Raw genomic sequence first — 14,032 nt, forward strand, 5'->3', positions numbered from 1 at the left:
AGCTGAACTACCACTCCAATATTTTATTTGACGTTCTTCTTAATAAGAACTAAGGGTACTAAGCGGAATGGACGGGACTCGAACCCGCGACCTCCTGCGTGACAGGCAGGCATTCTAACCAGCTGAACTACCACTCCGTATTATCTAATAATATCACTTTTTTATTTCCTTCTCGTTTGAAGTGATGCAAAGGTAGTATTATTATAATCCAATGCAAAACAAGTGCTGAAAAAAATGGGTGATAACATACTATTGAACTCTTTTTCAGGTCAATAATTTTCTATTTAGATATATTAAATCTGATTTACCTCAATTAACAGCTGCTATATCAAACAGTCCATTATAATATCCTACAAAAATTCTTCATCATTTTGCCTACCTTTGCCTTTGTCATAAATAAATACCCATGAATAAAAAAATGGATCTCCGCACAGTGAATGTGCAGCGGTATATATTGCCTCTACGGGAAGGAGGCTCCCTACCCGCATTGGCAGATGCAGACGATGGGTTCAAATATGTGCTTAAATTCCGTGGTGCAGGACAAAGGGAAAAGGCATTGATTGCTGAACTTATTGGTGGTGAAATAGCCCGGATATTAGGTTTTAAGGTACCGGAAATTGTTTTTGCACAACTTGATGAAGCTTTTGGCCGTTCTGAAGGAGACGAGGAAATCCAGGATCTTTTAAAAGGCAGCCAAGGACTTAATCTTGCACTACACTTTTTATCTGGAGCCATTAATTATGATCCAGTAGCCTTGGATATTCCCTCACGGCTTTCTTCTGAGATAGTTTGGCTAGATGCGTTCATCACTAATGTAGACAGATCTTTCCGCAATACTAACATGTTGGTATGGAACAAAGATCTATGGCTGATAGATCATGGCGCAGCCTTTTTGTTTCATCACTCCTGGTCCAATTGGGAGAAACATGCCACCGGCCCATTTCCCATGATTAAAGATCATGTACTGCTCCCCACTGCAGGTCAACTGGATGAAGTAAATGAGCGATTTTCAAATATCATAACGGAATCCGATATTATTGGGATCATCAATACTATACCAGAAGAATGGCTGATGGCCTCTCGCGAGATGGATACACCAGAAGAGATGAGAGCCGTGTATAAAAATTTCCTATTGACCCGATTGGCAAGTTCCAGTCAGTTTGTAAAAGAAGCAAAAAATGCAAGAGAAACACTTATATGAATATGCCATCATCCGGGTAGTACCTAGGGTGGAGAGAGAGGAATTTATTAATGTAGGGGTCATAGTTTGCGCTGGAAAAAGCAATTATATAAAATGTAAAATCGGGCTGAATAAGCAGAAACTAGCCTCATTGGATCCTGAAGCAGATCTGGAGATATTAGAAGCACACCTAGATGCCTTTTCCAAAATATGCAGTTCACCAGATCGTGGCGGCCCTATTTCCAAAAATGACCCGGCAGGAAGGTTCCGATGGCTCACTGCAGTGCGGAGCTCTATGATCCAAACCTCGCGACCCCATACCGGTCTGACCGGAGATCTGGAAGGTACATTGGATAGGCTGTATCAGGAAAATGTTTTATAACATTTAATGATGTAAGACTAAAGCCTAGATCAAACAGCATTTAGCGCTTTTTCTATTTTTTTAAAGCTCCTGCTTCACGAGGATATACTAAGGATATAATACCAGGAATCGTTGATTACCGGCAGGTGACCTGTATACACATGTATACATTTCATCTTTTTTTTTATTTCTTTTTTAAAAAGTTAAATAAATTTTTCCCTCTATAGCCTTTGTGTCTAATCTTACTATTCATTAAACAGAATTTCCTTATCTTTGCAGATTGTAAAAAATGCAACTTTATACTAAATGATATCAGTAGATAATTTATCCTTAAAATTCGGCAAACGAACCCTTTTTGAAGACGTCAGTCTAAAATTTACCCCAGGAAACTGCTATGGTGTGATCGGGGCTAACGGCGCTGGAAAATCCACTTTTTTAAAGATCATAGCAGGGGATCAGGACAGCACTTCCGGTTCTATCCACATCACTCCTGGCCAAAGAATGGCTGTACTTAAGCAAAACCACTTTGAATTTGACGAAGTGGAAGTGCTTAAGACTGTAATCATGGGCCATAAAAAACTTTATGGGATTATGAGTGAAAAAGATGCCATCTATCTTAAGGAAGATTTTACTGAAGAAGATGGTATCAAAGCATCCGAACTCGAAGCTGAGTTCGCAGAAATGGACGGTTGGAATGCAGAATCAGATGCTGCTTCTATGCTGTCGGGCCTCGGTATTACAGAGGATCTGCACTATTTGCCTATGAAAGAGCTATCCGGTAACCAAAAAGTTAGGGTTCTCTTGGCACAAGCCCTCTTTGGCAATCCGGATATCTTGGTATTGGATGAACCTACCAATGATTTGGATGCAGATACCATTAACTGGTTAGAGGATTTTCTGGTCAACTTTAAAAACTTGGTAATAGTCGTATCACATGATAGACACTTTTTAGATTCAGTGGCAACCCATATTGTGGATATCGATTTTGGTAAGATCAAGATATATTCAGGCAACTACACTTTCTGGTATGAATCTTCGCAACTGGCAGCGAGGCAAAAATCCGATCAAAATAAAAAAGCAGATGAGAAGCGGAAAGAACTGATGGCATTTATCGAGCGGTTCTCTGCCAACGTGGCCAAGTCCAAACAGGCCACGTCCAGAAGAAAAATGCTCGAAAAACTAAACGTTGATGACATAGAGCCATCCACTCGGAAGTATCCAGGAATTATCTTCAAACCCGAAAGAGAAGCCGGTGACCAAATTTTTATGACTGAAGAACTTGGTCTTAAAGATGATGGTACCATTTACTTTACCGATGTTAACCTTATGGTAGATAAAGGCGATAAAATTGCATTTATCTCCAAAACCAAACAGGCGGTCAATAAATTCTTCCAAACTATCATGGAAGAAATCCCTACTCAGAAAGGTAGTTTCAAATGGGGAGTGACTATTAACAGGGCTTACCTTCCAAATGACAACAGCAAATATTTTAATGCTGATCAAAACCTTATCGACTGGCTGCGCCAATATTCTACCAACCAGGAGGAAGCTTACGTGCGAACTTTCTTGGGAAGAATGCTTTTTACAGGAGAAGAAACACTTAAAAAATCCTCTGTATTATCGGGAGGGGAAAAAGTTAGGTGTATGATCTCCCGAATGATGCTGCAGAATCCAAACCTATTGGTGATGGATGAACCTACCAACCACCTTGACCTAGAGTCAATTACTGCGTTTAATAATGCCATCATCGATTTTAATGGTACTGTTTTGATGTCATCATATGACCACGCCTTTGTTCAGTCAACAGCTAACAGAATTGTCGAGTTTACTCCCAATGGTACCATAGATAGAAGAATGCCTTATGATGATTACCTGGAAAGTCCTGAGGTTAAGTCACTGCGTGAAAAAATGTACTCAAAAGCTTAAAATTGTTAATTACAGCTGTAATCATCTATCTCCTGGTTACTGTATGTATAGGAGTATGGTCGTCAAAACTGGTCAAAAATTCAAATGACTTTGTTTTGGCGGGCAGGCAATTGCCTCTTTTTTTAAGTGCCTCTGCCCTATTCGCTACCTGGTTTGGATCTGAGACGATATTCGGAGCTTCTTCTGAATACTTAGATCATGGATTGCAGGGAGTCATAGAAGATCCGTTTGGAGGTGCACTTTGCCTGGTACTTTTCGGTATGTTTTATCTCCGTCCCATGTACCGGATGAATGTACTCACCCTAGGGGATGTATTTAAAAAGTTATATGGTAAGAAAGTAGAATTTCTGTCTTCTGTATTTATGGTACCTGCTTATTTTGGCTATGTGGCAGCACAGCTCGTAGCGTTAAGTCTTATAATGGGGGCCATAGTGGACATCCCCTTACCGGCAGGTATAATCTTAAGTGCAGTCATCGTTGTGATATACACATTTTTAGGCGGCATGTGGGCCATATCTATCACTGATTTTATACAGACTACGCTCATTATAGTAGGTCTGGTATGGGTGAGCATCATGGTTGCACAAGAGGCAGGAGGTATTATGCCTGTCTTAGAGGCGGCCCCTGAAGGAAGTTTTCAGTTCTTTCCAGAGACAGGTTGGGATTCGTGGATAAATTATTTAGGAGCATGGATGATCCTGGGTTTGGGAAGTATTCCCAGTCAAGATATTTACCAAAGGGTAATGTCTGCTAAGTCTGAAAAAGTGGCCGTTCAATCCACCTATCTGGCAGGAGGCTTCTATTTGAGCTTTGGTTTGCTACCATTATTTATAGCGCTGGGAGCGAGAGTATTATACCCAGAAATTTATTTAGAAAATAAGCAAATGCTTCTGCCCGAAATGGTCCTTCAGCATGGAGGACTTCCGATACAGATATTGTTTTTCGGCGCTTTGTTATCTGCTATTATGAGCACTACAAGTTCTGGCCTATTGGCTCCTGCAGCTATCATTTCTGAAAACATTATCAGGCCGCACTTTGGCAAAAGACTGAAAGATCAAAATTTCCTTTGGATCTTGAGGGTCAATATCATAGTGGTGGCCGTTATAGCCGTGGTGATGGCCACATGGAAAGCCAATATATATGAACTGGTCGCTGAAGCCAGTATGCTGTTATTGGTTTCACTTTTTGTACCTTTGACCGCAGGTCTATATTGGAAAAAATCCACTAAACAGGGTGCCATTATGGCCATAGTAATAGGAATGTTTTCTTACTTGATACTTAGCTTTATGGTCTTACCCATTTATCCGCATGTGATAGCTCTTGGCATCAGTGCAGGGGCCATGGTCATTGGCTCCCATTTATATCCCAATAAAACATATAAAAACTATGTATCCGAAAATATACCTTAAAAAAGGTAAAGAAATATCACTAAAAAGAAGGCATCACTGGGTATTCTCAGGTGCCATTCAGGATAAACCTGAAGACCTAAATAATGGAGATCTGGTCACAGTGGTTAGTCATAAGGGAACATTTCTAGGAATAGGTCATTATCAAAATGGATCAATTATGGTTCGTATCATCAGTTTTGATGATGTAGAGATTAATGTTGATTTCTGGCATAATGTGGTCCTACAGGCATACACTATGCGCAGACACCTAGGTCTTACAGACAATCCCCACACTAATGTATATCGTTTGGTACATGGCGAGGGGGATTTACTGCCTGGCTTGATCATAGATTATTATAATGGTACAGCAGTCATACAAACCCACACGATCGGGATGTTCGGACATATAGGGGAAATTGCATCCGCACTAAGACATGTTTACGGGGATCTGATCAAGGCTGTCTATGATAAGAGTGCTGAAACGCTCTCCAAAAACCTGGTTGAAACAGAAAACAGGTTGATCTTTGGTACACCCCAAACCAATCTGGTGCTGGAAAATGATAGCCAATATGAGATAGATTGGGAAACGGGCCAAAAAACCGGCTTTTTTATTGATCAAAGAGAAAACAGAAAACTGTTCGGAGAGTACAGTAAAGGCAAAAAAGTCTTAAATACCTTCTGTTATTCTGGCGGCTTTTCTATAGCGGCACTAAATGAAGGTGCCAGAGAGGTACACTCTGTGGATATCTCAGAAAAAGCCATAGTCCTCACCGATAAAAACGTTGCGCTGAATTCCAACCACCAGGGTGTGCATAAATCTGTAGTGGCGGATGTGGTGAAGTATATCAGGGAAATTGATTTTGATTTTGATGTAATAGTACTTGATCCACCTGCCTTTGCCAAAAATGTGAAGAGCAGGCACAATGCTGTGCAAGCTTATAAAAGATTAAATGCAGAAGCACTCAAACATATAAAACCAGGAGGTATCTTGTTTACTTTCAGCTGCTCGCAGGTGGTGGACAAACAACTCTTTACAGCTACGGTAACTGCATCAGCTATAGAAGTGGGAAGAAAAGTTAAAATTCTTCATTACCTCTCCCAGCCTGCTGACCATCCTATTAATATATACCATACTGAAACGGAATACCTAAAAGGATTGGTACTGTACGTAGAGTAAACTTAGGCATCTTCTTTTATAAATTTGTAGGAGGAGATGCTTACCTCTGCTTTATTTAAAGTATCCTGAAGATCATGGTCATTTTTGTAAACCCGCTTTTCTATGAGTCTTTTTTCAACTTCAAAAATAACCTTATCTTTTTGGAATATCCATGGGGCAATACTTTTATCCTCTAAATGGGTGATATATGATTTTGACCCATCTGGTAAATATTCTAAAAAATCCTTTTCTCCCTTTACAGGAACCTCGTGCTTACAGATTCTCAAAGATAATTCATCTGCCCACTTCAGTAGTCTATAATACATTTGTGCTGCCGCTTCGCTAAACGGCAGATGCATCTGAAGTTTGGCCTGTAGAGAGTACTGCTGTTGGATCAGTGGCTGGGCTTCTTCCAGATTGCTGTATAGTTCTACTAGATGTTTGGATACCAGCATTGCTACCCATATTGACTTGCATTCAGCAGTATTGACTACTCGTTGAGCCTGTTTTTCATCAAACTTGAATTCGGTAAAATCTTTGGGGTACCCTTTATCATTAATGTGAAAATCACCTTCCCAATTTCTCCTGCCGTCATCATGATCGGCTATGGCTACCAGGGTTTCCAACCAATAGCTAGCAGGAGGCCGAAGTGAGGCAGCTATTTGCTCTGCTATTTTAGCAGCTAACATGCCATGTGCGCGCTGATATATTATTTCAAAATGGTCATCTGCTATATTGACTATCATATGATGTAGGGTGATATAAAATTAATTCTTATCAAAAAATATGCGCAGTTTGTGAAGATGCCTAGTTTAAGACTAAATAATAAGATATGGAAAGTACAAACCATGATATGTCTATTAGTAAAACGTGGCATTAATATGATTAAAAAATTTTAATTTTTACGGATTCTTTTCCGCCATTTAAACGCAATAAATAGCCTATCATTAATAATTAACTACCCTACACAAATCCTATATTCGCTGACCACTTCACTTCTATCAGTTACTACCCTTAGTTTCCATTGAGGCCGGTCCATCCAAATCCACCATTCCATAAAAGAAGTACTCCTTACAGTGAAATCTATAAATGAACGACAAGATTTCATATATATGACCCATACTAATGATTACATCTGATTATCAACAACTTAACCAAGTTATGATATTTTTTATAAGAATTTCTTGATTTTTTTATACAATAGCTATTGATTTATCGAAATTTTGGAATACTTTTGGAATATAATTTAAGCAAATGACCCTAAAAAGGGAAAATGTCATTAAATAAAATCATAGCTTTTAATATATACCCAAATATGAACCCATATCATTTTGACATTGATTTTGCTGGACCTGAGAAAGGTTTTTCTAAATCTCAGATCCTTAATTTAACTTATAAGGATATAGAAAGATTATCCATGATGGAAAATCCAGAAATATCTAATAAAGAAGAAGAAAAGAAAAAAGGACCTAATGATGGTGGTCCGAGACCTCCAAAAGAGGAAGATTTTCCTGATAAAGACCCGTTTCCAGAGGTATCTGATCCAAACGGAAAAGACAATTAACGATTGTAAGACTAACCACTATACAATCTTATTTTTTGATCAATACTTCAACCTTTACCACACATGGAAAACTGTAGAAGTACTTTTTAAAAAAGCCTCTCTAACCAGGAGGCTTTTTTTTATTTAATATAGTATTCCCATTCTTTTAAAAGGTAATTGATAATAGATTAAAGTTGGGTTATACCTTATGGGATTAAAGAAACCGGTCATCAATTCCTTATGGTGTTATATTCCTTTTAGGAGATCAGTGATTTTTCAATAATCATATGCTTTTTTTGCTAAGAACTTATATTTACGAGTATTTCATAATATGCAGATAATGATTAATTCAGGCTTTTTATGCACATAAATTTATACTGTTCTTTATATTTGTGTCTACAATAATAATTATGGAATTCGATATCATTATCATAGGTGGGGGAATAGTAGGTCTTGCTACTGGACTTAAAATTTTACAACAAAGAAGTGAATTAAAAGTAGCTATATTAGAAAAAGAAGGTGAGTTGGCCAAACATCAAACAGGCAACAACAGCGGGGTCATCCATTCCGGGCTCTACTATAAACCAGAATCGCTTAAAGCTAAAAATTGTATCAAAGGATACAATGAACTGATTAACTTCTGTGATGAAGAAAATATTCCATATGAGCTTACTGGTAAAGTGGTAGTTGCCACAAGAAAAGAACAGATCCCATTACTGGAGATATTATTATCCAGAGGCCTAAAAAATGGCTTAGAGGGAACAAGGAAAATATCGTTGGAAGAACTCAAAGCATATGAACCTCACTGCGCAGGTGTAGCAGCCCTACATGTCCCCCAAACTGGTATAGTTGATTATAAAAGAGTGGCCCTAGCTTACGGTGAAAAATTTAAAAAACTCGGTGGAGAGATATTTTTGAATTGTGAGGTCATCGGAGGGAAAGAAAAAAATCATTCTTATTATACAAAGACTTCACAGGGGGAGTTCGTCTCTCAGCTCCTGGTTAATTGTGCTGGATTATATTCAGACAAGATAGCTGACCTAAACAGTGAACAGGAAGGCAACATAAAGATTATTCCATTTAGAGGTGAATATTATAAATTAAGACCAGAAAAAGAATATTTGGTCAAAAATTTAATCTATCCAGTCCCAGATCCCAACTTCCCGTTTTTGGGGGTTCATTTTACCAGAATGATGAAAGGTGGTGTAGAAGCCGGACCCAATGCTGTATTAGCCTTTAAAAGAGAAGGATATAAACGATCTGATATAAATATCCGGGAACTAGCAGAATCTTTAACTTGGCCGGGTTTTCAAAAAGTAGCGGCCAAATACTGGAAGACGGGTGTTGGGGAGTTATACCGATCTTTTTCTAAATCAGCATTTACCAAAGCGCTACAGGAGCTTATACCGGAACTACAGGTACAGGATTTAATCGAGGGTGGTTCTGGCGTCAGGGCTCAGGCTTGTGACAGGAATGGTGGCTTAGTAGATGATTTTAGCATAACTGAAAATAAAATTGCCATCAATGTACTAAATGCTCCATCTCCGGCAGCCACTAGTTCATTAGCTATAGGGGGTATAGTGGCTTCCATGGCTTTAAAAAGAATATAGGAGATGATTTGAACAAGAGTCAAGTACATTTACCATATTTGATCATCATTATTCAGAAATTCCAATAGCCTAGTTTCTGCCCAGGTATATTTCTGGCCTTTGAGTGTAAACCCTGTGTGTCCACCTCTCGCTGGCATTTCTAAATATAAGTATTCATGATCTGCTGCAAGTGTCTTGGGATAACAGGCCTCCCCCAATAAGGGATCATTTAATGCATTTACGATAAGGGTAGGAATAGATATGGCAGCCAGCCAGTTATCTGCGCTCACAGAGGCATAAAAATCCACAGCATCTTTAAAGCCATGAAGAGGCGCTGTAATAAGGTTATCAAATGCATCAAAATCTTTTATTTTCTCTAATATTGTTAAATCTAAAAGATCAGGAAATTGGTTTACTTTTGAAGCCAGTTTAATTTTTAATTTGCCCAAAAAGCGTTTTTTATAAAATGCGTTAGTCCTTAGTTTCAAAGTAGCAGCACTGGAAGGCAAATTACATGGCGTGGAATAGACAGCTGCAGCTTTTATCTCTTTGGGAATTGATAGGGCATTTTCTCCCAAATATTTTAATGTCTGAGCTCCACCCATACTGATACCACTTAAGAAAATGGAATTATAATAGTTTAATTTAAGTACATTATCAATTACCAATTGGAGATCATCTGATGAACCGTGATGATAGAGTCTTGGGGTAGTATTCATTTCCCCACTGCAGGAGCGATTGTTCCACGCAAGTACATCATAACCATATCTATTAAATAGCTTTACCAACCCTAAAACGTAATGTCTTTGTGAACTTCCTTCCAAGCCATGGGATATGATAAGCAGTTTGGAAAACCCCTGTCGTGACCAATCTAAATCCAAAAAATCTTCATCAGGGGTATAAATTCTTTCCCTTTCATATTTTACACCTTCTACTTTTCTGAATAAACTCGGCACTATAGTTTCCCAATGTCCATTGAAAAGATGTGGAGGGGGACCTGAATAACTAGAATTAAGTATTATTGGCATTGGTTATAATAAATAAACTAACAGAATGCGTTTATTTCCTTTTATATAGATTAGTGAGGTATTCGAGCAAATAAATATACCGTAAAATGCAACGGGTTTAATTAAAATTTATGGCCCTATAGATAGGTCATTTATCAATTTGATTTATTTCTTCAATCAGATCTTCCACTGCTTCTATAAATTCGGTTTTGTGTCTATCTGTTTCTGGCCCTATCATATTATTTTCCCCTAATATAATTTTTCCCTCTTCTATTACTGAAGAAAGTTTTTCCAGTCCAAATAGTGAAAGCGTGGGTTTAATCTTATGCCGCGCCTGCATAATCATTTCCTCATTCTGTCCTAATATACCTTCGACATACTTATTGCGAAGGTCTATTACAGAATTTACTATAGCCTCTAAAAGTTCTATTTCAAAGTCTTTTTCACCTTCAGCCATTTCCAACACCATCTGGTAATTGATATTAGTAAGTTGTAACATAATCAGCCAATTTAATTTTTTCAAAAAGATACAAATCCTTCAATCTATTAATTGTTTATTAAATATTTGGTTTTATGGATAGGGTATTCATGAGAAGGAGATATTTTTCTGTTTATACTAAATATACTCTTTTATAGCAGATTTACCTGCCAAATATCCTGTACTCCATGCTGCCTGAAAGTTAAAACCACCGGTGATACCATCCACATCAACAACTTCACCTGCGAAAAACACACCCGGTACTATTTTACTTTCCATGCTTTGTGGATCAATCTCAGAAAGATTAACCCCTCCTGCAGTTACGAACTCTTCCTTAAAAGTGGTTTTACCATCTATGGAAATAATATAGTTAAATAAACATTCAATTAATTTATTTATCTGCTTTTTACCACATTCGTGCCAAAGTAATAGGCTGCTTATACCTGACAGTTCACAGAAATGATCCCATAGTCTGGCAGGTAAATTAAATAAAGGATTGGCAATTATTTTCTTTTTCGGATGAATATTTTTAAATCTGTCTATTTCTTTTCTTAAATCCTCTTCACTGTGCTCACTTGACCATTGGATATGGGCTTTTGCTTTATAGTGTTTTTCGGCGAGCCATTTGGCACCAAAGGCAGACAGTTTGAGAACAGCTGGACCGCTTACCCCCCAATGGGTGATCAATAATGGGCCCCGGTAATTTAATTTAGTTCCTTCAAGCTTTATCAGTGCATTAGGGACCGCTATGCCCGGTAATGATTTTAGGGTTTCCTGAGGTGTATTGAAAGTAAATAAAGAGGGTACCGGGGATACTATCGTATGTCCCAAACCTTTTATCATATCAAACCCTTCCAGTTTAGGATGTCCTCCTGTGGTGATGATCACACTATTAAATACCTCCCAAACACCATTGGACAAAAGTTCCAATCCTTTGTCCGTCCGTTTAATGTCGGATATTTTATGGTTAGTTTTTAACGTAACTTTACTTTGTTCAGCTTCTAGTTTAAGAATATCAATGATGGTCTGGGACTTATCAGTTTCTGGAAACATTCTTCCATCAGATTCTACTTTTAACTTTACACCTCTTTTTTCAAACCAATCTATGGTATCTTTAACATTAAAATGCTGAAACACCTTTTTAAGAAATTTTTCTCCGCGTGGATAATTTTTTGTAAGTTTCGATATTTCATACGCTGCATGTGTGACATTACACCGCCCGCCACCGGAGATTTTTACTTTAGACAGTGTATTAGATGTTTTTTCAAATAGAATGACCTCTGCCTTAACCTGTGAGGCATGGATAGCAGCAAAATATCCTGCTGCCCCTCCTCCTATCACTGCTATCTTTTTCATACAGCAAAAATACTGAATCATTGTTAGGTTTAAAAATTGCCCACTATACTTCCCACAATTAGAAACCCACCTGTATCAAACCATAACCGGAATGTTAGAAAAACCAGCATAATTCATACATAAGTATGGACAAGAAGGTAAAATGAAGTATTGCCTTAAAGTGGGAATATTAGACGGCTATAATAAAAAATGTTTCGGCATGGTTTAACTTTTGGTAAGCTAATATTTATAGAACCAACATAAAATTTAAGTAATATATAGCCTTTGATCCTTTTGTTTTTTATTTAAATTCTTACCTATATTAGGAACCTATATCATTTTCTTATTTTTTTGCAGCCATGAGGCGTGGAGTTAAAAAACATACTAAAAGAAAAAGCAACCATCAAAAAAAATCCCTTCTAGCTTTTATTTTAATGGTTATTATGATTGTTTTTTTAGCTGTATTGGCTGTAAAACACTTTAAAGAGTCCCATACATCCTTCTTAACCAATGCGGCATTAAACGTCCCATATTATGAAGAGCTGCCATCGTCTTCCAGCCAAATAAAGAATGAAAACAAAATGTCCAGTACAAAATCACCGAATCACCACGGTTATATTGTAACGCTAACAGAACTTCCTGAATTTAAGTCAGTATTATTTTCCAGCGGTCAAAACGGTGAACAGATCGTTCATTCTGCTATTACACTTTCCTATGATGAGGAGCATGAACAAGCCCATTGGGTATCGTATAAACTTACCTCCTCCATGTTAAAAGGTAAGGAAAAGCGTACTGATAAATTCATACAAGATCCAAAAGTGAGTACGAAATCAGCTTCTTCTTCAGATTATCGGCTATCAGGTTATGACAGGGGTCATTTGGCACCTGCAGGAGATTTCACCTATGATATGCAGGCCATGCGTGAAAGTTTTTATATGAGTAATATTTCCCCTCAATCACCATCTTTTAATAGGGGTATTTGGAAAAAACTGGAAGATCAGGTAAGGTATTGGGCCAGGGAATATGAAGAAATCTATATCGTCACCGGGCCTGTAATTAAGAAAAAAGAGATAACTTTAGGCATAAATAACGTTACAGTACCAAATTACTTTTATAAAGTGATTTTGGATATACACCCACCGGAGTATAAAGCAATAGCATTTCTGATGAAAAATGAATCATCCAACAGACCGCTGTTGGAATTTGCCATCAGCGTGGACAGTTTGGAAAGGTTTTCAGGCTTGGACTTCTTTCCTATGCTTCCGGATACTTTAGAAAGAAGACTTCAAGAAATGAAAAATCATGAGATTTGGTTTGAATAAAATAATTATCATCATAGCGTGTTCACTCCTACTGCCGGCAATGACACATGCACAACTAAAACCCCATCTGGGTGAGACCTCTAGGAAGATGAATACCGCAATAGATGCAATGGAAAGCGGGCAGTATGAAAAGGCCAACCATATATTTAGAGAGATCATAGAGAGTAAGGTGCCCCTACCTTCTGAGATGCCCTATTATTTTGCAGAAACCCTATTTAGGATAGGCCAATATGATAATTCAGCTAATTTTCTAAATAAGTATTTAGAAATAAATGGGTTTAAAGGAGATAATTATGATGCTGCTAAAATGCTGGAAGAAAAGCTTATCCAGCCGCTCAGTGCGATAAAGGCCTGCTCCTACTGTGACAGAAAGGGGTATAGGTACTTAACCTGTTCTACCTGTAATGGAGCCAAATCATTGGAACAGGCATGTAATGTTTGTAAGGGAAAAGCTATAGTGGGTTGTAGCCGTTGTGCTGCTTCAGGTATGGTCACCAAAAAAAATGTGTTTAACATTATGGAATATTATGAATGTGACCGCTGTGAAGGAAAGGGCAGGCTAACGTGTCATGCCTGTGAAGGTTCTAAAATAGTCCATAGTAAATGCCGGACCTGTAATGGATCAGGTACTATAGGTTCTGACGAACTGTGTGATCATTTGGAACATAAGCATTGACCGGAAAACTTGGCATCCATGATTACCTTTATCCAAATATATTAGTTTCTTATCCGCCATTTACCATTTCA

At 37.9% G+C, this 14,032-nt stretch carries 14 protein-coding genes and 1 tRNA gene; 9 read left to right on the top strand and 6 right to left on the bottom strand.

Features of this window, described 5'->3' with window-relative positions:
• Positions 1-63: 63 nt before the first annotated feature.
• A tRNA-Asp gene (locus tag EL17_RS21225) sits at positions 64-137 on the bottom strand.
• Positions 138-406: 269 nt separating this feature from the next.
• Here EL17_RS21225 and EL17_RS21230 point away from each other — a divergent pair.
• The 5 genes from EL17_RS21230 to EL17_RS21250 all read left to right on the top strand — a co-directional run bounded on the left by EL17_RS21230 (position 407) and on the right by EL17_RS21250 (position 6,032).
• On the top strand, positions 407-1,201 hold the full coding sequence (locus tag EL17_RS21230) for a HipA family kinase (protein ID WP_035079294.1): 795 nt from the start codon (positions 407-409) through the stop codon (positions 1,199-1,201).
• A complete protein-coding gene (locus EL17_RS21235) occupies positions 1,179-1,562 on the top strand; it encodes a DUF3037 domain-containing protein (RefSeq protein WP_035079297.1) in 384 nt (127 codons plus the stop codon). Before EL17_RS21230 ends, EL17_RS21235 begins: the two co-directional genes overlap by 23 nt.
• Positions 1,563-1,847: 285 nt before the next feature.
• Complete coding sequence (locus EL17_RS21240) at positions 1,848-3,467, top strand: ABC-F family ATP-binding cassette domain-containing protein (RefSeq protein WP_035079300.1); 1,620 nt, start codon at positions 1,848-1,850, stop codon at positions 3,465-3,467.
• A gap of 2 nt (positions 3,468-3,469) precedes the next feature.
• Positions 3,470-4,876, top strand: coding sequence for a sodium:solute symporter family protein (locus tag EL17_RS21245; protein ID WP_035079303.1), 1,407 nt, complete (start codon positions 3,470-3,472; stop codon positions 4,874-4,876).
• Positions 4,854-6,032: a class I SAM-dependent rRNA methyltransferase gene (locus EL17_RS21250; RefSeq protein WP_035079306.1), complete on the top strand. Its 1,179-nt coding sequence runs from the start codon at positions 4,854-4,856 to the stop codon at positions 6,030-6,032. The genes EL17_RS21245 and EL17_RS21250 overlap by 23 nt, the downstream gene beginning before the upstream one ends.
• A 2-nt stretch (positions 6,033-6,034) precedes the next feature.
• Here the strand turns inward: EL17_RS21250 and EL17_RS21255 are convergent, their stop codons facing one another.
• Complete coding sequence (locus EL17_RS21255; protein ID WP_035079308.1) at positions 6,035-6,757, bottom strand: DUF3891 family protein; 723 nt, start codon at positions 6,755-6,757, stop codon at positions 6,035-6,037.
• Between the two features lie 212 nt (positions 6,758-6,969).
• The gene (locus EL17_RS23700) at positions 6,970-7,119 is read right to left on the bottom strand and encodes a hypothetical protein (RefSeq protein WP_164675207.1); all 150 of its coding nucleotides are present in this window, start codon (positions 7,117-7,119) and stop codon (positions 6,970-6,972) included.
• A 165-nt stretch (positions 7,120-7,284) separates the two neighbouring features.
• On the opposite strand from EL17_RS23700, the gene EL17_RS21260 reads away from it, so the two are divergent.
• A complete protein-coding gene (locus EL17_RS21260) occupies positions 7,285-7,575 on the top strand; it encodes a hypothetical protein (RefSeq protein ID WP_035079310.1) in 291 nt (96 codons plus the stop codon).
• Positions 7,576-7,964: 389 nt separating this feature from the next.
• A complete protein-coding gene (gene lhgO, locus EL17_RS21265) occupies positions 7,965-9,164 on the top strand; it encodes an L-2-hydroxyglutarate oxidase (RefSeq protein ID WP_035079313.1) in 1,200 nt (399 codons plus the stop codon).
• A gap of 29 nt (positions 9,165-9,193) precedes the next feature.
• Here the strand turns inward: lhgO and EL17_RS21270 are convergent, their stop codons facing one another.
• The 3 genes from EL17_RS21270 to EL17_RS21280 form a co-directional block, all read right to left on the bottom strand.
• Positions 9,194-10,171 (bottom strand): YheT family hydrolase, encoded by a 978-nt coding sequence (locus EL17_RS21270; protein WP_035079316.1) that lies wholly within the window; start codon positions 10,169-10,171, stop codon positions 9,194-9,196.
• 127 nt (positions 10,172-10,298) lie between these two features.
• Entirely contained in the window at positions 10,299-10,649 is a 351-nt protein-coding gene (locus EL17_RS21275; RefSeq protein WP_035079319.1) for a hypothetical protein, read from the bottom strand.
• 117 nt (positions 10,650-10,766) lie between these two features.
• The gene (locus EL17_RS21280; RefSeq protein ID WP_035079322.1) at positions 10,767-11,984 is read right to left on the bottom strand and encodes a BaiN/RdsA family NAD(P)/FAD-dependent oxidoreductase; all 1,218 of its coding nucleotides are present in this window, start codon (positions 11,982-11,984) and stop codon (positions 10,767-10,769) included.
• A 422-nt stretch (positions 11,985-12,406) separates the two neighbouring features.
• On the opposite strand from EL17_RS21280, the gene EL17_RS21285 reads away from it, so the two are divergent.
• Positions 12,407-13,285: a DNA/RNA non-specific endonuclease gene (locus EL17_RS21285; RefSeq protein WP_164675208.1), complete on the top strand. Its 879-nt coding sequence runs from the start codon at positions 12,407-12,409 to the stop codon at positions 13,283-13,285.
• A complete protein-coding gene (locus EL17_RS21290; RefSeq protein WP_240486045.1) occupies positions 13,278-13,961 on the top strand; it encodes a molecular chaperone DnaJ in 684 nt (227 codons plus the stop codon). Before EL17_RS21285 ends, EL17_RS21290 begins: the two co-directional genes overlap by 8 nt.
• Positions 13,962-14,032: the final 71 nt, after the last annotated feature.

Origin of the sequence: Anditalea andensis (assembly GCF_000714815.1) — a bacterium.
Taxonomy (GTDB): domain Bacteria; phylum Bacteroidota; class Bacteroidia; order Cytophagales; family Cyclobacteriaceae; genus Anditalea; species Anditalea andensis.

Bases quoted from the DNA above. Each gene is read 5' to 3' on its own strand.
- EL17_RS21230 (WP_035079294.1), top strand. From the start codon at position 407: ATGAATAAAAAAATGGATCTCCGCACAGTGAATGTGCAGCGGTATATA.
- EL17_RS21235 (WP_035079297.1), top strand. From the start codon at position 1,179: ATGCAAGAGAAACACTTATATGAATATGCCATCATCCGGGTAGTACCT.
- EL17_RS21240 (WP_035079300.1), top strand. From the start codon at position 1,848: ATGATATCAGTAGATAATTTATCCTTAAAATTCGGCAAACGAACCCTT.
- EL17_RS21250 (WP_035079306.1), top strand. From the start codon at position 4,854: ATGTATCCGAAAATATACCTTAAAAAAGGTAAAGAAATATCACTAAAA.
- EL17_RS21255 (WP_035079308.1), bottom strand. From the start codon at position 6,757: ATGATAGTCAATATAGCAGATGACCATTTTGAAATAATATATCAGCGC.
- EL17_RS23700 (WP_164675207.1), bottom strand. From the start codon at position 7,119: ATGAAATCTTGTCGTTCATTTATAGATTTCACTGTAAGGAGTACTTCT.
- EL17_RS21260 (WP_035079310.1), top strand. From the start codon at position 7,285: ATGTCATTAAATAAAATCATAGCTTTTAATATATACCCAAATATGAAC.
- lhgO (WP_035079313.1), top strand. From the start codon at position 7,965: ATGGAATTCGATATCATTATCATAGGTGGGGGAATAGTAGGTCTTGCT.
- EL17_RS21270 (WP_035079316.1), bottom strand. From the start codon at position 10,171: ATGCCAATAATACTTAATTCTAGTTATTCAGGTCCCCCTCCACATCTT.
- EL17_RS21275 (WP_035079319.1), bottom strand. From the start codon at position 10,649: ATGTTACAACTTACTAATATCAATTACCAGATGGTGTTGGAAATGGCT.
- EL17_RS21280 (WP_035079322.1), bottom strand. From the start codon at position 11,984: ATGAAAAAGATAGCAGTGATAGGAGGAGGGGCAGCAGGATATTTTGCT.
- EL17_RS21285 (WP_164675208.1), top strand. From the start codon at position 12,407: ATGATTGTTTTTTTAGCTGTATTGGCTGTAAAACACTTTAAAGAGTCC.